The sequence below is a fragment of the Rhizobium sp. GW821-FHT14E12 genome, from assembly GCF_058803745.1.
On the sequence record NZ_JBXAPH010000008.1, the window covers coordinates 145,708 to 164,330 of the forward strand.

The window sequence follows — 18,623 nt, forward strand, 5'->3', positions numbered from 1 at the left end:
GCCCCTCCCCTGTCGTGGCGTCTATCAAGCGTCCGGCGTCTTATAGGCGACGCAATCGATCTCCACCTTGCAATCCACCATCATCGACGCCTGCACACAGGCGCGCGCCGGCGGATGGGCGCCGAAATAATCCTGATAGATCTTGTTGAAGCTCCCGAAATCGCGCGGATCGTCCAGCCAGACACCGACCCGGACGACATGTTCCAGGCCGTAGCCGGCCTCCTGGAGGATGGCGATGACATTGCCGATCGTCTTGTGGGTCTGGGCGACGATGCCGCCGTCGATGATCTCGCCATTTTCCATGGCGACCTGGCCGGAGACATGCAACCAGCCATTGGCCTCGACAGCACGCGCAAAGGGCAACGGCTTACCACCGGCACCCGTCTGGCCGGAGCCATAACGCTTGATGGGCATTTTCCATTCCTGCAAATTATTTTCTTGATACGTTGACAAGTGACCATAGAAAGCGGAATTTGGCCAGTGAAAATCGTAATTTATGAAAAGAATTTAAATACGGCTGACCCGATGCGCGATCCTTTCCAAAATCCCTTCCCTACCGACGATACCGCTCGCCATGCAATCTGGGAGATGCTTGTGCCGCGCGACATCGACGCCTTCCTCGCCGCCGACTGGTCGCTGGTGGCGCATGATTTCGTCGAGGAGAGCTTTATCGGCATAGACGGCCGCCGCGAAATCAGCCCGGACAAATGGCGGCTCGCGTTTCCGACGCTATCAGCCTATCGCGACGAATGGCTGCGCCAGGCGCAGGACTTCGCGAACCAGTCTTTCGCCGAGGACCCGCGCACCGCCATTTTCACCACCACGACGCTGGAAGACATCGAGATCGAAGGCGAGACGGCGCTGGTGCGCAAGAAATTCGATGGCAGCCTGAAGAAGGCCGATGGCGGCGTCGACGTGCTGAAATGGCAGACACTCTATTACTGCCGCCTGCATGAGGGCCGCTGGAAGATCTCGGGCTTCACCGGTTACCTGCCGAATCCCATGGAATAGAGGCGACAGCGTTGCGCATTTTTACTGCGGTGCTCGCGACCGAAACGAACACCTTTTCTCCGATCTGTGTCGACCGGCGCGCCTTCGAGGCTTCCCTCTATGCGCCGCCGGGCACGCATCCGGAAACGCCGACGCTTTGCTCCGCGCCGATCACTGTGGGACGCAGGGTCGCTGCTGAAAAGGGCTGGGAGCTGATCGAGGGCACCGCCGCCTGGGCCGATCCGGCCGGCCTGGTGAACCGCCGGACCTACGAGGATCTGCGCGACGAAATCCTCGACCAGCTTCGCGCCGCCCTGCCGGTCGACGGTGTCGTGCTCGGCCTGCACGGCGCCATGGTCGCCGATGGTTATGAGGACACCGAGGGTGATTTCCTCGCCCGCGTCCGTGAGATCGTCGGGCCGGATATCCTGGTCTGCGCCGAGCTCGACCCCCATAGCCATCTGACGAAAAAACGCCTCGCGGCGGTGGATTTCCTCGTTTATTTCAAGGAATTCCCGCATACGGATTTCGTCGATCGCGCCGAGGATCTCTGGCGCATCGCTGTCGACACGCTGGAGGGCCGCGTAAAGCCCATCATGTCCGTCTTCGACTGCCGGATGATCGATGTCTTCCCGACCTCGCGCGAGCCGATGCGCTCCTTCGTCGATAAGATCATGGCCATGGAAGAGGCCGACAAGAATATTCTGTCGATCTCCGTCATCCATGGCTTCATGGCCGGCGATGTCGCGGAAATGGGCACGAAGCTGCTGGTCGTCACCGATAATAAGCCGGATAAGGGCTCTGCCCTCGCCCGCGATCTCGGCCTCGAACTCTTTGCCAAGCGCGGCACTTTCATCATGCCGCAGATCGACGAGAAGCAGGCGGTGGCCCAGGCCATGGCCGCATCGTCCTGGCCGGTCGTCATCGCCGATCTCTGGGATAATCCCGGCGGCGGCACGGCGGGGGACGCCACCGTTGTCCTTCAGGAACTGCTCGACCGAGGCGCGCGCGACACGGCGATCGGCACGATCTGGGATCCGATGGCGGTGCAGATCTGCATGGCCGCCGGCGAAGGCGCGGAGATCCCCCTGCGGTTTGGCGCAAAATCGGCGCCGGGCACCGGCCAACCGATCGACGGCATCGTCAAGATCGTGCGCCTCGTCGCCAATGCCGAGATGCGCTTCGGCGAAAGCTTCGCACCCTTCGGCGATGCGGCCCATATCGAACTCGACGGCATCGACATCATTCTCAACTCGACGCGGGCACAAAGCTTCGACCCCACGCTATTCTCGGTGATGGGCATCGACCCCACGCAGAAGAAGATACTGGTGATCAAGTCGACCAATCACTTCTATGCGTCCTTTTCCAAGATCGCTTCGGAAATCCTTTACTGCTCGGCCGGAACGCCCTATCCGAACAATCCGGCGCGCACGCCCTATCGCCGCGCGCCCAGGGATATCTGGCCGATGATTGCCGATCCGCACGCGGCAAAAGAAGGAGTTGCCTGACATGGCACATGACATCGTCTCGGAAATCAGCCCCAAGTCGGGCGATCGTATCGAGGATATTTCAACGCCGCGCCCGATCATCGACGAGGACCGCATGGCGGGCAACATTGCCCGCGTGCAGTCCTACATGGACGCAAACGGGCTGAACTTCCGGCCGCATATCAAGACCCACAAAATCCCGGCGCTGGCGAGCGCCCAGGTGGCGGCAGGCGCCAAGGGGATCAATTGCCAGAAGATCACCGAGGCTGAAGTCTTCGCCGATGCCGGCTTCGAGGACATCCTCATCACCTACAATATCATCGGGCCTGAAAAGCTTGCCCGCCTATCGGTGCTCAACGACCGCATCGCCGGGCTGAAGGTGGTGGCCGACAGCCAATACACCGTCGACGGACTTTCGGCGTGGTTCGCGACGCGCAAGCCACTGACGGTGCTGGTGGAATGCGATACGGGCGGCGGGCGCTGCGGTGTGCAAACACCGGAGGCGGCCGCAGCACTTGCAAAGCACATCGCCGGCAAGCCGGGCCTGGTCTTTGGCGGGCTGATGAACTATCCGAAGCCGAACAGTGCCGCCGCCACCCAGGCCTTTCTGGCCGAGACCATCTCGCTTCTGAAGCGCGACGGCATTGAATGCGCCATCGTCAGCAATGGCGGCTCGCCGAGCCTTTTCGACGCCCATTTGGTTCCGGCGGCCACCGAGCACCGCGCCGGTACCTATATCTACAACGACCGCTCCATGGTGCGCGCCGGCCATTGCCGCGAGGAGGATTGCGCCATGCATATCCTCGCGACCGTCGTCTCGCGCCCCACGCCCGACCGCGCCGTCATCGATGCCGGCTCGAAGGCGCTGACCTCCGATCTCCTCGGCTTTTCGGACCACGGCGTCGTCGTCGGCTATCCCGAGGCCGTCATCAGCGGCCTCTCGGAAGAGCATGGGGTGATCGACCTTTCGAAATGCACCGGCCCGCGTCCCGAGATCGGCGACAAGGTCCGCATCATTCCCAACCATACCTGCGTGGTGTCCAACCTGTTCGACAGCATGGTCTTCCACCGCGACGGCATCGTTACCCGCGTCGAAGACGTCGCGGCGCGCGGGCTGGTCTGGTAGGGATTTTCTCTAGGAGAGTCTCATCCGCCCTCGCCCTTCGAGGGTCGCTTGCGCTCCCGCCTCAGGGTGAGGGCTGATCCTCGTGCTGCGCTAAAGAACCCTCTCGGGAGGTGCTCGAGCGACATCGGCAATCAGCTCCATCCTTATCCCGAAGGGCGGACGTCGAGGCAGTAGTTCCGTGGAATGAGTGCCGGTCGGCTGTGCCTCGTCACAGTGGCAAATTGATCTTGAGCCACGTCGAGAGGCCAACTCCGTCCTCATCCTGAGACGCGGAGGCCGAAGGCTGTAGCCTCGAAGGACGGGGATGGCCCCTGGCTTACCGCTTCCTGGTCAAGAGGCGACCGGATTCAACAATCCCATATCGATATCGGTCAATTCGACGCGGCGCTCGAAAGCCACGCCGTCTTCATCGAAAAGATGGCAATCGGCGGTGCGAATGCCGGTCTTGAGCGGCACCTCCGGGCGGATGGCGATGCTGCCGGACAGCGTGGCGCAGAAATTCTCGCCGCTATCCGCTTCCAGCGCCGCATAGGCGACCGTCTGCGCGCCGAGACGTTCGATCACAGACGGCATGATCGTCAGGGAGATGTCGCCGTCGCCAAGCTGAATGTGCTCCGGCCGGATACCGAGCGTCAGCTCCTTGCCGACCACACCGTCGCGCGGCGCAACCGGCATCAGTGCCGTCTGGCCCTTGTAATCGACCTCGATGCCCGCCTCGCCGACACCTTTGCAGGTGACGGGCAGGAAGTTCATCTTGGGATTACCTATGAACCCGGCGACGAATTTGTTTGCCGGCTTATGATATAGCTCCAGCGGCTCGCCGGTCTGGGCGATTTCGCCGGCATTGAGGACGACGATCCGGTCGGCCATGGTCATCGCTTCGACCTGGTCGTGGGTCACGTAGATCATCGTTGCCTGCAATTGACGGTGCAGCTTGGCAAGTTCGATACGCATGTCGGCGCGCAGCGCCGCATCGAGGTTCGACAGCGGCTCGTCAAACAGGAAGATTTTCGGCTCGCGGACGATCGCCCGGCCGATAGCGACGCGCTGGCGCTGGCCGCCCGACAGCATGCCCGGCTTCTGCTGCAGGCGCTGGTCAAGATGCAGGATGCGGGCGGCGTGCTCGACGCGGGCCTTGAGCTTGTTTTCCGGCATCTTTTCGACGCGCAGCGGAAAGGCAATGTTCTCGAACACCGTCATATGCGGATAGAGCGCATAGGATTGGAACACCATGGCGATGCCACGCTTGACCGGCGGCAGGTCGTTGACGCGCTGGCCGTTGATCATGATGTCGCCGCTGGTGACATCGTCGAGGCCGGCGATCATGCGCAGCAGGGTCGACTTGCCGCAGCCGGACGGACCGACGAAGACGATGAATTCGCCATCCGTCACGTCGAGCTCGACGCCCTTGATGACTTCGAAATGACCGTAAAATTTCTTGACCTGGTTAAGGTGAAGCTGTCCCAAACTCTGTCTCCGCACGGCGCCGCCATAGGGCGGGCAGGGCTCGAAAGGCCGCGAGCAATTGCGCGCGCGCGGCCCGACGATCTGCAAGGTTTACTTATACTGCTCGAGATCAGCCGCCGCCTTTTTCAAGGCAACCGCCGGCTCGGCCTTGCCGGTGACAACCGACTGGACCATCTCGATCATCACGTTCTGGAAGCCCTTATAGTCCTTGAACAAGGGCTCTGGACCACCGTAGCTGATGCCGTCGATGAACGGCTTCCAGAAGGGATCCTTCTTCTCGAATTCGTCGACCTGCGGAGACGGACGCAGCGGCGTGAGGCCGGCACCACCCTGCAGCTCATACTCGCCCTGTGGACCGGGAGAGGTGATGAACTTGGCAAATTCGATCGCCTTGTCCTCGACGCCCGAGCCCTTGAAGACGGCAAGGCTGTCGGTGATGAGCAGCGTGCCATGGCCCTTGGCCGACGGGCCGAGCGGCAAGGGTGCGACACCCCAGTTGATCTTCGTTTCCTTCAGGCGATAGGCAGCGCCCGAACCCGCCTGGAGCATGCCCACCTTGCCATCCAGGAAGATGGCGCGCATTTCGTTCTGCTCGTAAGCAGTCGCGCCCTCGACGGAGTAAGGCGTGATGTCCTTATAGGCCTGAAGGGCGGCCAGCACTTCAGGGCTGTCGAGCACGATCTTGTCGCCGTCGATCACCTTGCCATTGTTGCTGTAAACCCAGTGAAGGAACTGGTGCATGGTGTTGTCGAAGGTCTTTGCCGACAGGCCATATCCCGGGACACCGGTCTTCTCCTTGATCACCTTGGCATCAGCGATTTCCTCAGCCCAGGTGGTCGGCGGCTTTTCTGGATCGAGACCAGCCTGCTTGAACAGATCCTTGTTCCAATAGAGCGCCTTGGTGGAGAAGGCGATCGGTACGCCCCACTGCTGCCCATCGAAGGTCACGGTGCCGACAATACCCGGATAGTAGGTCTTCTGCTCCGCATCCGTCATCGGGACCGGGACGATAAGATCGTTCTCGGCGAACTGCTTGAGCGTGCGCGAGCCGACATAGGCCATGGCGACCGGCGTGCCGGCGGCGGCCAGCGTCGTCGCCTTGTCCTGGCACTGTTCCCAGCCGACGACTTCCGGCTTGACCGCCCAGCCCGGATTCTTGTCTTCCCATTGCTTGATATATTTCACATGGATCGGATCGATGCTGTCGCCGCAATAGATCCAGCTGATCTCCTTGTCGGCGGCCTGAACGGTCACAGCGCCAAGCGCTGTGGAGCCGAGCAAAGCGAGGGCAAACAGCCCTGTTTTGATATGGATTGTCACGTTTAAGCTCCCCTTTTTCTAGTGGTTATTGTCTAGCTTATTGCTTTACCGCGCCAGCGGTCAGACCGCTGACGAGATAGCGTTGCAGGAAGAAGATCACGACCAGCGCCGGCGCGATGCCGACGAAGCTTGCAGCCATGAGTTCGTTCCAGACGACCTCCTGCCGGCCGAAATAGGCAAACAAGCCAACCGGCAACGGCATGTATTCAGTCTTCGAATTGAAAGTGAGCGCATAGATGAACTGCTGCGCGTAGGCCTCGATGAAGGAGGAAATCGCCACCACGACGATCCCCGGCATGGCGATCGGCAGGATGACGCGGCGCAGCGTATAGAGCTGGCTCGCGCCGTCGACATAGGCAGCCTCGTCGAGCTCCCTTGGGATGCGCCGCATATAAGTGTGCAGCAGCCAGATTCCGGTCGGGATGATGAAAGCCACGCCCGGCACGATCATGGCGAAATAGGTGTTGAGCACGCCGAAGGAACGCATGAGCCGGAATAGCGGGATCAGGAGGACGGCGCCCGAGAACATCTTGACGGCAAGAAAAGCGCCGAGCAGCAGACCGGAGCCCCTGAACTCGAAGCGAGCGAAGGCATAGGCCGCCGGCACCGCAAGCACCAGCACGATAATGGTGATCGTGCCGGATATCAGGAAGGAATTGAAAATATACCAGCCGAAGCCCGGCACGCTGGTCCACATCGTCCGATAGGCCTCAAACGACCCATTTTCGGGAATGAAGCGGTAGGGCGACGAAAAAAGCTGGCTGAGCGGCTTCAGCGACACCAGAAAGCCCTCGACGAAGGGGGCGAGAACGAAGGTGAGGAACAGCAGGATGCCGGCATAGATGCCGATCAGTTCATACCATTTGTAGCGATTGATCATCATCGGCTGGCTCATCGCTTGGCTCCTGCTGAAAAGCGGCTGGTCAGGCGGAAATAGGCGAGGCAGAAGAGCGACAGGAAGATGCAGATCAGAACTGCACGGGCCGAGCCTTCCCCATATTTGTACGAGCCGATCGCCGTGCGATAGGTGTCGATGATCATCGTCGTCGTCTCGCCATTCGGGCCGCCGCGCGTCAAGATCCAGATGATGTCGAAGGAATTGAAGGTCGAGATCAGCGACAGCATCGACATGGTGACCATCGACGGCACCATGAGCGGCAGTGTGATGCGGCGGAGACGATAGAAGCGACCGGCACCGTCCGTCCAGGCGGCCTCATGGAGATCCTGCGGGATCGCCTGCATGGCCGCCAGCATGTATAGCGTCACCATGGGCACGCCGATCCAGACGTCCGTGATGATCGTTGCCCAAAACGCCGTGCTGCCATAGGCCAGAAAGGCAACCGGGCTGTCGACGAGGCCAAAGCGCTGCAACAGGCCGGAAATCATCCCGAACTGGCCGTTATACATCCAGCCCCACATGAAGATGCCGATCGCCATCGGCACGACCCAGGGCGGCATGGTCAGCACCCGGAACAACGCCCGGCCGGGAACCGCCGCGTTCAAAAGCATCGCGCCACAAGTGCCGATGATCATCTTGATCGACACGGAAAAGAAGGTCCAGATGAAGGTCCGGACGATCACCGAAGCGAAAGTATCGTTGAAGATCTTCGCGTAATTCTCAAAGCCGACCCAGTTCGTCACCTTCTTCAGCGAAGCATCGGTGAAGGACAGGATGACGGTGTCGACCAGCGGATAGGCGACGATGACGAGAACATAGAGGACAGCCGGAAGGAGCAGGAGCCAGGCGAAGATGACCGTGCTGCGTTGAACACCCATCTTGCGCCCCTCTCTATGCAGCTCGAGAATGCAGCGCTTCGTCGAACCTGTCCCAGATCGGGCGCAGGTCCACGACCGTCTTCTTCATGCGTGCCTCGTCCATGGACAGCGCCAGAATTCCGGCTTCCAGCGCATTCAGGGTCGAGACCGGCAAATGCAGACCGGACCTCACATGCGCCATGATGTCGGCGGCCATCTGTTCGTCGGCGCCGTAATGCTGGGACAGCGTCGTCCGTGTCGCATATGTCTTCTCGATCACCTTGTTGCCGGTGAGCATTTCATGGACGTTGAAATAGCCGCGAATGAAATCGCCCTCGGCCATGCCGCGCGATCCCATGATGGCGAAGCGACGGAACTGGTCCGGGACGTTGATGTTGGTATGGAAATTCATGCCAACACCGTTGGCATATTCGACGATCGCCACCTGGTAATCGATGATGTCGCCATCGCTGTCGAAAACCTTGTCGGACCCCATCCAGCCGCTCGGCTTGCGATGGAACATTTCGAGATCGTTGATCCCTTCCTTGGCGGGATCGTTTTCCGGGATGAAGCTCTTGCGGCCGCCGAAACTGGCGACGCGCTCCGGCCGCGCTCCGATCACGCCATTATAGAGATCGAGGTCGTGGCAGCACTTCTCCAGCATGAAGCTGCCGGAGTAATGCTCGTAGCGGCGCCAGTCGCGCATGAAGAAGGCGCCATGATAGGGCTCGATATGCTCGGACGCCTCGATCGAAACGATGTTGCCGAGCTTTCCTTCGGCCTGTGCGACCCGGAGGTCGCGATACATCGGCGCATAACGCAGCACGAGACCGACATTGAGCTGCTCATGGCCGAATTTCGCCATCAGGCGGGCGAGCTCGATGCTCTGCTCGATGGTGGTGACAACCGGCTTCTCGGAGAAAATCTTCAGACCGGCCTCAAGGCCAATGCGAATGTGATCGAGATGCATATGGTTCGGCGAACCGATCATCAGCAAATCGAGTTTTTCGTTGGCAATCAATTCCTGGGGAGTGGCATAGGCCTTGCCAGCCGAAATGCCCTGTTCGATCAAGCCGGGAAGGCCCGCAGGCGCCGGATCGACATAGCCCGCGATCTCGAAATTCTCGTCGATCGCCTTGAAAACATAGCCCAGATATCCCAGACGGAATCCGAGCCCGATAATTCCCACTCGCATACTCGTATCGTTCCCACGACGTAATTTATTTTCGTCAACTTGGGACAAATTTTCGCATTCGTCAACGCGCTTCGGTAAAATACTGGAAAAGGTGAAATTTATTTTCAGATTGACGCATGAACCTGCGCAGACGATAGGCGGCCGATTGCGTCGGATTTGATGCTTGTGCCGATTATTTCAGCAAGGCGGAACCGTTATCTGTCCGGGCCGTTGTACTGCCAATATTGATAGTTAGGCTTTCTTGTACCCACGGAGATCACGCCATTCTGCTCGCAGACGTAACCGAGACGCGGCAGGTCGTCATAGAAAAGTCCACCGTGTAAACCATAGGTGCTCACAGTGGTCGTGCGGCATTGGAATTTTTCGTCCACGGCCATCTTCGGTGCGGTCACCCCAGGCAGGTCCTTGTAAGGATAGACAGGACGGACATGGGGCTTGGGAAGCAGCGGATCATCGGCAAGTGCTGCAACCGGCATGGCGCTTGCTAGGAGCAAAGCAGCAATGACGATTTTCGATCTGATCCACATGGCGTCCTACAATCCTTCCGCAAGCGCGAGCACGGCGATGGCTGTGTCGCATAGCCTGAATATAATATCGCACGCGCAGTGCGCCAACGGGCAACCCGGGAAAATCGGCCTCGGGAACACATACGTGAACGACGGCGCTGTTCACGGTAAGTTACGGCGGTGAGAATGCTTTTACCTGAACATGGGCAATTGCCATACAAACCGAGTTTGAGAAAAGTAAGAAGCTTGTTATATATTAACAGGGGTGTCGCTATAGTTTATCATTGTCAAGATTTCTACTTGTGGGAGTAAAGGTGATTCTCGAACAGGCCAATCGGATCATCGAAGACACGCAAGCACCCGGCGCAGACAGTCTGGCACCACAGATCTGTATCTATGTCATCAATCTCGATCGCTCTCGCGAGCGCTGGGAAAGATTGTGTGGGCAGGCCACTCGATATGGCCTGAATGTCATTCGGGTCGCAGCGATTGACGGAGCCACGATTCCGGAAGACGACCGCATCGATTTCCAGCCGCAGCAATTCGTCTATCACAATGGACGCAAGCTGCTGGCCGGCGAATATGGCTGCTACCGCAGCCATCTGCTTGCTCTTCAGCAATTCATCGACAGCGGCGACAAGATGGCGATCATCATGGAGGATGATGTCGAGCTCAACGAAAGGCTGATCCCGCGCGCGCTGTCGGCCATGAACAGCGTTTGCGGCGCGCGCCTGGTCAAGCTCGTCAATCACCGGCTGGTCGGGTTCAAGCCGCTGTCGGAAACCGCGGAAAACGATGTCCTCGGCCGCTGTATGCACGGGCCGCAAGGATCGGCTGCATGCTATATCGTCAATCGGTCCGCGGCAAAGAGATTGCTGGTCACACTGAAGCCGATGCTTCTGCCCTATGACGTCGCGCTCGAGCGTGGCTGGTCAACCGGGGTCGAAACCTTCGCCACTCTCGAAAACCTGGCGGATTTCAGCCCGCATCGTTCTGATACGACGATCGGCAAGCGCGTGCACTACCGCGCCGTGAAGCGGCATTTTCTGTTGCGGGCAACAGCATATTGGTTCCGCGCCTGCGATCAGCTTCATCGCTGGCATTATACCGTGAAGGCCAAGCCGGAACCGACCCTGGAAAATACCGAACCTAGGGCAATTCCAGGAAAGGTGCCTAGCGGTTTTTCGTCCGGAATTGCGTCAGGACAATAGAGTGGAGCGTTGACATGCTGCCCTAGGGCAGCAGCCGTACGACGTTGTCGAAATTCGGCTCGTCGGGGGGCAAATCCATATCACGCTCGCTGAAGACGAGATCGACCACGTCACCGCTCGGCGCATAGCCGGACACCAGATTCTGCAACAAGCCCCTTGCCAGCGGCACGTCGTTTTCGTCAAGCGCCGCCTGAAGTGCTGCAAGCTTCTTCGACAGTTCCGGCCAGGGCAGGAAATCCTCCTTGGCCCGCATGATGCGCGGATGGCTCGTCGACTGTGGATTGTCGCCGATCAGCAGCTCTTCGTAGAGTTTCTCGCCCGGCCTCAAGCCGGTGATCTCCAGTTCGATATCGCCCTCCGGCTCGTCCTCATCCCTGACCGTCAGGCCGGACAATTCCACCATGCGGCGCGCGAGATCGGCGATACGTACCGGTTCGCCCATGTCGAGCAGGAAGACGTCGCCGCCGGCGGACATGGCGCCGGCCTGGATAACAAGCTGCGATGCCTCGGGGATGGTCATGAAATAGCGGGTAATATCGGGATGCGTCAGCGTGATCGGGCCACCGTCGCGGATCTGCTGGCGGAAAAGCGGCACGACGGAGCCGGACGAACCGAGCACGTTGCCGAAGCGGACCATGGCAAAATTGGTGCCGGCGGCACCAGGCTTGCGGTCGGCATCCATCGCCTGCAGCACCATCTCGGCCAACCGCTTGCTTGCACCCATGATATTGGTCGGGCGAACGGCCTTGTCGGTGCTGATCAGCACGAAGTCCTCGACACCGCAGTCGCGCGCCACCTCGGCGGTGGTCAGCGTTCCCAGGACATTGTTGCGGATGCCCTCGACGGGATTGTATTCGACGAGCGGCACATGCTTGTAGGCGGCGGCGTGATAGACGGTCTTCGGCCGCCAGGCCTCCATGATCTGCCTCAGCCGCCGGCCGTCACGAATGGACGCCAGGAAGGGGATGATGCGAATATCGCTGTTTCCAGACGTCGCCGCCGCCTTTTCCAGCTCACCATGAATGGCGTAGAGCCCGAATTCGTTCTGCTCCACCAGCAACAGGCAGGAAGGGCCGTTCTTCAGGATCTGGCGGCAGAGTTCGCTGCCGATCGAGCCGCCAGCGCCGGTCACCATCACGACCTTGCCACGAATGTTCTTATCGATCAGGGCACGATCGGGCGCGATGACGTTGCGGCCGAGCAGGTCTTCGATATCGAGCTCACGGAGATCGGAGACGGCGACGCGCCCCTGGGCGAGCGCCGTCAGGTCCGGCATGGTACGCACGGTAACGCGCGCCTTGCGCATGCTTTCCAGAATTTCGTTGCGGCGCTGCCGCGATGCATTCGGCAGCGCAAGCAGTACGCCTTTGATATCGCCGGAAACCACCAGCGCCGGCAGATCGGTCGGATCGTAAATCGGCAGGCCGCCCATGATGCTGCCATGCAGATTCCGGTCGTCATCGAGGTAGCCGACGACATTCAGCTCCGCACTGTTGGCAAGCGCGCCGGAAAGCTGGCGGCCGGAAGCGCCGGCGCCGTAGATCAGCACCTTTCCGAGCTGGTTACGGTTCAAGAGCCGCTGATAGGCGTTGCCAAGCCAGTAGCGTGTCCACATGCGCGACAGGCCGATGGCGATGAGCAGCAGCAGCGGCTGTAGAATGCCGACGGTGCGCGGCACGCCGGGCACGCTGATCGCCGTGAAAATGGTCATGAAGGCGAGCGCATAGATCGCCACCGCCTTGACCACGGTCATGAAGGCCGACATGCCGGCGTAGCGGAAAATAGCGCGATAGAGGCCAAGGACGATGAAGATCGGGATGGCGACGAGCAGCGAAACGATGGCGGGCAGCCATTCGACGCCCTCGAGAATCACCCAGTCGTCCAGACGGAGACAATAGGCAAACCAGACCGTCAGCACGCACAGGCTGGCATCGACAAGCAGCGCCAGCGCGCGCTTGGTCGAGCGCGGCAGCGCCAGGAACGGCAGGACAAGCTTATCCGCGGGCACCATCGGTCAATTTCCCCAGGCGCCGGTCGACGGACCAGCATGCCGCTTCTCTCGCATAAATTGCACCATCATGTATTGCACGACACAGCCTGATTGTCTTCATGCTTCCATTAGCAAAATACAAATATTCTCTGCGTCCATTCACTTTTAGAACAGCGCGCACGCAATTGCATCCGTGATCTTGAAGCAGACATCTAACGTAAAAGATGGCGACAATATTACTTTCCGAGATATCCGCGGATGACCGGATGCCGGAACAGACCAACGAGAACGGCAAAGGCCATACCGAGCCCCATGCCGAACAAGGCGCCGGCAATCAATCCGGCCACCATCATCACCTTCCGGCTTGGCCCGTCCGCCGTCAGCGGCGGTTCTGCTTCGGAAATGACCCGGATATTGCTCTGCGACAGATCCCGGGCGTCGCTCGTCTGGCCAGACCGTTTCAGCACCGCCTGGTACGCGTCGCGCGCGGCGGCGGCCTTGCGCTCGAGTTCATTGAGACCGACCAGCTTGCCTGATGTATTGACCTGCGATGCCTTCTGCACCGCCAGCTCCTTGGCAATATCCTGCTCGGCCTTCTGCGCCTGATCGTAGTCGGCGCGAGCCGAGGTCGTCTGGCGCTGCAACTCGCTGCGGATCTCGGTTGCGAGACTATCGAGCGAGGATTTGGCGGCAAGCAGGCGTGGATGACGGGCGCCAAGCTGGCTTTGCAGACTGCCGACATTGGCGGCAAGCACCGCATATTGCTGGCGCAGGCTGCTGAGCGGCGTGGAAGCGGCGGTTGCCGTTGCCGAAGGGCCGTTGGACACGACGTCCGTAAAGCTCAGCCTGTCGGCGGCATCGGCGCGCGCTTTTGCCTCTATCGTCTTTTGCTGCGCCACCACCAGCATGTCGTTGAGCGCGGTCAGGCGCTTGTCCGACATCAGGTTGCCTCCGACGGCAACCATGTCGTTGTCAGCACGATAGGCCTCGGCCGCCTTTTCGGCAACGCGCACCTGCTCGCGCAGATCTTCAAGCCTGCCATCCAGCGCGGTATTGCTGGTTTGATAGCTGCTCGCGGCCGCCTTGCCTTCCTCCTCGATGAAGGAGGCAACAAGCTGGTTGGCGATCCCGGCCGATTTTTGCGGATCGCGTGTCGTCACCTTCAGCGACACGACATAGGTGCTGGCCTCGCGGGCAATCTGCACGGCCTTCGCCAGCACCGTCACCGCCATGTATTTCGCCGCGTCACCGCTGGCGCCGCCATTGAATTGCGGATCCTGATCGAGCTTCAGCGCATCGACCACCCGGCCAAGCACCTTGCCGGAGGACAGGATCTGCGTCTGGCTGTCGATCATCGTCAGGATCAGCTCCGGCGCGATCGGCGGGGACTGGGACGAATCACCGCCGCCGGTTTGACGCGGGTCGAAATAGAGGCTGGTTTCAGCCGTGAATTTCTGCGGCAACATCGGAATGGCGGCCGCGCCCAGCACGGCCCCGGCGACGGCGAGCGCTAGAACCAGGCGCTTTTTCGCCCAGATCGAACGGACGGCGGAGCGCAGGTCGAGAAGCGGGGTGTCGGCAACGGGTGCCGGCAAGGGCGCTGAGGGTGCGACGACGACAATCGGCTCGGCAACCGGGATTGCCGCGGCCACCGTCGGCCGGACTTCCGGCGGCAAAGCGGCTTCAGGCTTGGGCTCGATCGCAAGCGGCGGTTCCGGATGCGCTGGGATTGCTGGCTTTACGGCATCGATCGGCTGCTCGGCGGCAATGGGCTGGACGACCTCATGGACGAAATCCCGCGGCCGTACCACCGGGCCGCGCAGGCGCAAGCCTTCGCCCTGCCCTTCGGACGGCTCGTTGCTGCGCCAACTCGGAAAGTGGCTCGATCGCTTGTTTCGTTCCAATGAACTCATACCAGACTTCCAGGGACCCGCTCGCACGGATTCCGCGCAGCAGATGCCGGGAGTTTAGAAATGTTTGGCTAACGGACCATTAAGGACATTCCCAGGAAGTCCCCCCGCAAACGTTGGCGAGGTCCCGTTGCGCCCCTGTCTTCATCAATATTCAACCGGGCGGGCGTTATGAAGCGGACCGACAGGCGACAGGAAGAACGGGAGCTTGCAATGGCCGGATCGATGAGGAGACTGCTGCGCCGGTCGCTTGCGGCTACGGTCATGCTCGCCTTCGTCGCGGAGGCCGACACGAGCCTTGCAGCATCGCAGCTCTGCTATCGCGGCATCAATCTTTCCGGCGCTGAATATGGCGACCACGGCGGTGTGCTCGGGACCAATTACATCTACCCTTCCGAAGACACGGTGCGCTATTTCGCCGGCAAGGGGATGAACGTGGTGCGCCTACCCTTCCGCTGGGAACGGCTGCAGCCCGTATTGAACCAGCCGCTCGACGGAAAGGAGCTGCAAAGCCTCAAGGATGCCGTCGATCTTATTCAAAAGCATGGCATGGCCGTCATCCTCGATCCGCACAATTACGGCTACTACGACAAGATCCAGCTCCCGCAGATGCCGGCGACCGATCTTGCTTTCGGCGACTTCTGGGCGCGGCTCGCCGTCGAGTTCGCCAATCGCAAGGGTGTCTCCTTCGGCCTGATGAACGAACCGCACGATATCAAGGCGCCCGATTGGCTGGAGGCGGCCAATACCGCCATCCGCAGCATCCGCACCGTCGGCGCGCGCAACCTCATCCTCGTGCCCGGTACGAACTGGACCGGCGCGCATAGCTGGTCCACCGATGTGCTTGGCGGCGGCGCCAACGCCACGGTCATGCTCGGCGTGAAAGATCCGCTCGATTTCTACGCCTTCGAATTCCATCAATATCTCGATGCGGATAGTTCCGGCACGCATCCGGCCTGCGACGGCAGCGACAATGCCATCAAAGGTTTGAACGACGTCACCGACTGGCTGCGCAAAAACGGCAAGCGCGGTTTCCTCGGCGAATTCGGCGTGGCCGGCAATGATGGCTGCCTCAAGGGCCTCAAACAGGTGCTCGGTGTTATGAACAGCAACAGCGACGTCTGGCTCGGCTGGAGCTACTGGGCGGCCGGCGACTGGTGGGCGCCGGACGAGCCGCTGAACGTCCAGCCGCACAACGGCCGTGACAAGCCGCAGATGAAAGTGCTGGCGGATGGCTTGAACAAGAAGGCCTCGCTGGCGCCAGCATGCACCCTCATCAAGCCTGCAAACTGACGGGCGGCGAGCGTACGACGCTTTGCCGCGAATCATCGGCCTGATATGGTGCTCACGGCCAGAGACGCCAGGACCGCGGATATTTCATGCAAAGCTCAGGCGAAAAGCAGCCCATAAACTACGTCATTCTCGCCATTTCGCTGCTCGCGGTCCTGTATAATTCCATCCTTGCCTTCATCAATCATAACATCACGCCGCTGACACCAAACGCCGTGGTCATGAGCGAAGTGCTCCTGCAGGTGGCAAGCTTTGCCTATATCCTGAAGAAGGGGATTTATGAGGAGGACATGGCGCCGCTCCTCTATCTGCTTCTGACGATCGTGCTGACGGTCTTCGTCATCGCCATCAACAAGCAGCCCTATGTCGATCACCTTCGCAATGTGATGATCATCTTCGTATTTTCCATCATGGGCAGGCTTTGCAACGAGCGCACGGTCAAGCTGGCGTTCAGGATTTCCTGTATTGCCGTGCTCGCCGTGCTCATCTGCGAAATCGTGTCGGTGACGGAATATGTCGCGCTCTTTCATCCGGCCGAGTATTTCCAGAATACGCGCGGCGTGCCGCCCGCCACCTACAGCGATATCGGGCTGTTCCGCGGAGCGCTGGGTTTCGAGGGGCGTTTTTCCTTCGGCCTGATCGACCATCGATCATCGTCCATCTTTCTGGAGCAGGTCTCGCTTGCCAATTTCTGCGGCGTGATGGTCCTCTACCTGATCAGCTTCTCCAGCCGGCTACGGCTGTCCGACAGGCTGCTGTTCCTGTCGACCGTCATTCTGATCCTGCTGACGAACGACACGCGCACGATGCTGATCTTCAGCCTCATCAGCATCGCCGGCTATTTCATCTATCCCTGGCTTCCGAAGCTGCTCGACCTGTTGACGATGCCCTTGATCATCCTCGTCGGCTTCGTCATCAACGCCCTCAAGCCGGGCGTTACCGGCGATAATTTCGTCGGTCGCATCAACGGTACGGTGCGAGCCTTCCTCGGCATGGACCTGCAGAGCACCATCGGCCTGCAGCTCGATCAGGTCGGCATCTTCTACGACAGCGGCTATGTCTACATCATATACGGCGCCACCATCTTCGGCCTGATCCTGTTCTGGCTCTACGCCTCGCTCTATCCCGGGGGCGAGACCATCAACCAGCGGCGCCTCGGCCACGCCCTTTCCCTCTTTCTGTTCCTGAACCTGATGATCGGCTCCACGGCCATCTTCTCGATGAAGACCGCCGGGCTGGTCTGGCTGCTGGTCGGCTTCCTGAAATTCAACGAGGGCACGCAGGCAAAGCAGCCGCAGACGCTCTCGCTCGCCACCAACCGCTAAGGCGGGGATGCGCCGTTCGAAGACGCAACGGGAACGGTTTTTCCCATCATCTCGCCTAAAGTAACAGCCGAAACAGGGGTGAGGGACATATTCCCCATGCCTTCGATTTGATTTAAGCAGGCGGCACCAAAGCAGGCCGGCGCCCCGGCAGAAGAGAGATGAGACATGACGAGCTATGTATTGACGGTATCGTGCCGATCGACACGGGGGATTGTTGCTGCGATCGCCAACTATCTGGCCGACCAGGGCTGCAACATCGTCGATTCCAGCCAGTTCGACGATCTGGATACCGGCAAGTTCTTCATGCGCGTGAGCTTCATCTCCGAACAAGGGGTGGGACAGGAGGCGCTGGTCGAAGGTTTCAAGCCGATCGCCAAGAAGTTCGAGATGGAGGCCGAGATCCACGACACCCAGAAGCGCATGAAGGTGCTGCTGATGGTGTCGCGCTTCGGCCATTGTTTGAACGACCTGCTCTACCGCTGGAAGATCGGGGCGCTGCCGATCGACATCGTCGGCGTCGTCTCCAACCATTTCGATTATCAGAAGGTGGTGGTCAACCATGACATCCCCTTCCACCATATTCCGGTGACCAAGGCCAACAAGCCGCAGGCGGAGGCACGGATCATGGAGGTGGTCGAGCAGACCGGCACCGAACTGATCGTGCTCGCCCGCTACATGCAGATCCTGTCGGATTCGATGTGTCAGAAGATGTCGGGCCGGATCATCAACATCCACCATTCCTTCCTGCCGAGCTTCAAGGGGGCAAACCCCTACAAGCAGGCCTATGAGCGCGGCGTGAAGCTGATCGGGGCGACGGCGCATTATGTCACTGCCGATCTGGACGAAGGTCCGATCATCGAGCAGGACACGGCACGCATCACCCATGCGCAGTCGGCCGACGATTACGTCTCGATCGGTCGGGATGTGGAGAGCCAGGTGCTGGCGCGCGCCATCCATGCCCATATCCACTACCGCACCTTCCTCAACGGCAACCGCACCATCGTCTTCCCGGCAAGCCCGGGAAGCTATGCTTCCGAACGGATGGGGTGAC

16 protein-coding genes are annotated in these 18,623 nt (G+C 60.2%); 7 read left to right on the plus strand and 9 right to left on the minus strand.

Annotated features, from left to right (window positions below; genetic code table 11):
* Positions 1 to 24: 24 nt before the first annotated feature.
* Positions 25 to 414 (minus strand): RidA family protein, encoded by a 390-nt coding sequence (locus tag AC1RO0_RS24785; protein WP_498595241.1) that lies wholly within the window; start codon positions 412 to 414, stop codon positions 25 to 27.
* A gap of 111 nt (positions 415 to 525) precedes the next feature.
* On the opposite strand from AC1RO0_RS24785, the gene AC1RO0_RS24790 reads away from it, so the two are divergent.
* From AC1RO0_RS24790 to AC1RO0_RS24800, 3 genes are read left to right on the plus strand one after another with little or no spacing between them, the layout of a single operon-like run.
* Positions 526 to 1,011: a hypothetical protein gene (locus AC1RO0_RS24790; protein WP_498595242.1), complete on the plus strand. Its 486-nt coding sequence runs from the start codon at positions 526 to 528 to the stop codon at positions 1,009 to 1,011.
* 11 nt (positions 1,012 to 1,022) lie between these two features.
* Positions 1,023 to 2,498: a M81 family metallopeptidase gene (locus AC1RO0_RS24795; RefSeq protein ID WP_498595243.1), complete on the plus strand. Its 1,476-nt coding sequence runs from the start codon at positions 1,023 to 1,025 to the stop codon at positions 2,496 to 2,498.
* A 1-nt stretch (position 2,499) separates the two neighbouring features.
* Positions 2,500 to 3,603 (plus strand): D-TA family PLP-dependent enzyme, encoded by a 1,104-nt coding sequence (locus AC1RO0_RS24800; RefSeq protein ID WP_498595244.1) that lies wholly within the window; start codon positions 2,500 to 2,502, stop codon positions 3,601 to 3,603.
* A 330-nt stretch (positions 3,604 to 3,933) separates the two neighbouring features.
* Here the strand turns inward: AC1RO0_RS24800 and AC1RO0_RS24805 are convergent, their stop codons facing one another.
* The 6 genes from AC1RO0_RS24805 to AC1RO0_RS24830 all read right to left on the minus strand — a co-directional run bounded on the left by AC1RO0_RS24805 (position 3,934) and on the right by AC1RO0_RS24830 (position 9,867).
* The gene (locus AC1RO0_RS24805) at positions 3,934 to 5,070 is read right to left on the minus strand and encodes an ABC transporter ATP-binding protein (RefSeq protein ID WP_498595245.1); all 1,137 of its coding nucleotides are present in this window, start codon (positions 5,068 to 5,070) and stop codon (positions 3,934 to 3,936) included.
* Positions 5,071 to 5,160: 90 nt separating this feature from the next.
* Positions 5,161 to 6,390, minus strand: a complete 1,230-nt coding sequence (locus AC1RO0_RS24810) for an ABC transporter substrate-binding protein (RefSeq protein WP_353619706.1) — start codon at positions 6,388 to 6,390, stop codon at positions 5,161 to 5,163.
* Positions 6,391 to 6,427: 37 nt separating this feature from the next.
* On the minus strand, positions 6,428 to 7,285 hold the full coding sequence (locus AC1RO0_RS24815; protein ID WP_498595246.1) for a carbohydrate ABC transporter permease: 858 nt from the start codon (positions 7,283 to 7,285) through the stop codon (positions 6,428 to 6,430).
* Positions 7,282 to 8,166, minus strand: coding sequence for a carbohydrate ABC transporter permease (locus tag AC1RO0_RS24820; protein ID WP_371109822.1), 885 nt, complete (start codon positions 8,164 to 8,166; stop codon positions 7,282 to 7,284). Before AC1RO0_RS24820 ends, AC1RO0_RS24815 begins: the two co-directional genes overlap by 4 nt.
* 13 nt (positions 8,167 to 8,179) lie before the next feature.
* Positions 8,180 to 9,340 carry a Gfo/Idh/MocA family protein gene (locus AC1RO0_RS24825; RefSeq protein WP_498595247.1) on the minus strand — a complete coding sequence of 387 codons (1,161 nt, stop codon included), beginning with the start codon at positions 9,338 to 9,340 and terminating at the stop codon, positions 8,180 to 8,182.
* Positions 9,341 to 9,534: 194 nt separating this feature from the next.
* Complete coding sequence (locus AC1RO0_RS24830; protein ID WP_498595248.1) at positions 9,535 to 9,867, minus strand: hypothetical protein; 333 nt, start codon at positions 9,865 to 9,867, stop codon at positions 9,535 to 9,537.
* A gap of 293 nt (positions 9,868 to 10,160) precedes the next feature.
* Here AC1RO0_RS24830 and AC1RO0_RS24835 point away from each other — a divergent pair, with 293 nt between their 5' ends.
* Complete coding sequence (locus tag AC1RO0_RS24835) at positions 10,161 to 11,057, plus strand: glycosyltransferase family 25 protein (RefSeq protein ID WP_498595249.1); 897 nt, start codon at positions 10,161 to 10,163, stop codon at positions 11,055 to 11,057.
* A gap of 22 nt (positions 11,058 to 11,079) precedes the next feature.
* On the opposite strand, the gene AC1RO0_RS24840 is transcribed toward AC1RO0_RS24835, so the two are convergent.
* Positions 11,080 to 13,068, minus strand: coding sequence for a polysaccharide biosynthesis protein (locus AC1RO0_RS24840; protein ID WP_498595250.1), 1,989 nt, complete (start codon positions 13,066 to 13,068; stop codon positions 11,080 to 11,082).
* Between the two features lie 215 nt (positions 13,069 to 13,283).
* Positions 13,284 to 14,960, minus strand: coding sequence for a GumC family protein (locus tag AC1RO0_RS24845; protein WP_498595251.1), 1,677 nt, complete (start codon positions 14,958 to 14,960; stop codon positions 13,284 to 13,286).
* A 210-nt stretch (positions 14,961 to 15,170) separates the two neighbouring features.
* Here AC1RO0_RS24845 and AC1RO0_RS24850 point away from each other — a divergent pair, with 210 nt between their 5' ends.
* From AC1RO0_RS24850 to purU, 3 genes are all read left to right on the plus strand, one after another.
* Complete coding sequence (locus tag AC1RO0_RS24850) at positions 15,171 to 16,250, plus strand: glycoside hydrolase family 5 protein (protein WP_498595252.1); 1,080 nt, start codon at positions 15,171 to 15,173, stop codon at positions 16,248 to 16,250.
* 86 nt (positions 16,251 to 16,336) lie between these two features.
* Positions 16,337 to 17,572: a hypothetical protein gene (locus AC1RO0_RS24855; protein ID WP_498595253.1), complete on the plus strand. Its 1,236-nt coding sequence runs from the start codon at positions 16,337 to 16,339 to the stop codon at positions 17,570 to 17,572.
* A 165-nt stretch (positions 17,573 to 17,737) separates the two neighbouring features.
* Positions 17,738 to 18,622 carry a formyltetrahydrofolate deformylase gene (gene purU, locus AC1RO0_RS24860; protein ID WP_498595254.1) on the plus strand — a complete coding sequence of 295 codons (885 nt, stop codon included), beginning with the start codon at positions 17,738 to 17,740 and terminating at the stop codon, positions 18,620 to 18,622.
* The last annotated feature ends 1 nt before the right edge of the window (position 18,623 follow it).

Excerpts from the sequence above, each read along its gene's own strand:
- AC1RO0_RS24785 (WP_498595241.1), bottom strand. The coding sequence starts at position 414 with ATGCCCATCAAGCGTTATGGCTCCGGCCAGACGGGTGCCGGTGGTAAG.
- AC1RO0_RS24790 (WP_498595242.1), top strand. The coding sequence starts at position 526 with ATGCGCGATCCTTTCCAAAATCCCTTCCCTACCGACGATACCGCTCGC.
- AC1RO0_RS24800 (WP_498595244.1), top strand. The coding sequence starts at position 2,500 with ATGGCACATGACATCGTCTCGGAAATCAGCCCCAAGTCGGGCGATCGT.
- AC1RO0_RS24815 (WP_498595246.1), bottom strand. The coding sequence starts at position 7,285 with ATGAGCCAGCCGATGATGATCAATCGCTACAAATGGTATGAACTGATC.
- AC1RO0_RS24820 (WP_371109822.1), bottom strand. The coding sequence starts at position 8,166 with ATGGGTGTTCAACGCAGCACGGTCATCTTCGCCTGGCTCCTGCTCCTT.
- AC1RO0_RS24825 (WP_498595247.1), bottom strand. The coding sequence starts at position 9,340 with ATGCGAGTGGGAATTATCGGGCTCGGATTCCGTCTGGGATATCTGGGC.
- AC1RO0_RS24830 (WP_498595248.1), bottom strand. The coding sequence starts at position 9,867 with ATGTGGATCAGATCGAAAATCGTCATTGCTGCTTTGCTCCTAGCAAGC.
- AC1RO0_RS24840 (WP_498595250.1), bottom strand. The coding sequence starts at position 13,068 with ATGGTGCCCGCGGATAAGCTTGTCCTGCCGTTCCTGGCGCTGCCGCGC.
- AC1RO0_RS24845 (WP_498595251.1), bottom strand. The coding sequence starts at position 14,960 with ATGAGTTCATTGGAACGAAACAAGCGATCGAGCCACTTTCCGAGTTGG.
- AC1RO0_RS24850 (WP_498595252.1), top strand. The coding sequence starts at position 15,171 with ATGGCCGGATCGATGAGGAGACTGCTGCGCCGGTCGCTTGCGGCTACG.
- AC1RO0_RS24855 (WP_498595253.1), top strand. The coding sequence starts at position 16,337 with ATGCAAAGCTCAGGCGAAAAGCAGCCCATAAACTACGTCATTCTCGCC.
- purU (WP_498595254.1), top strand. The coding sequence starts at position 17,738 with ATGACGAGCTATGTATTGACGGTATCGTGCCGATCGACACGGGGGATT.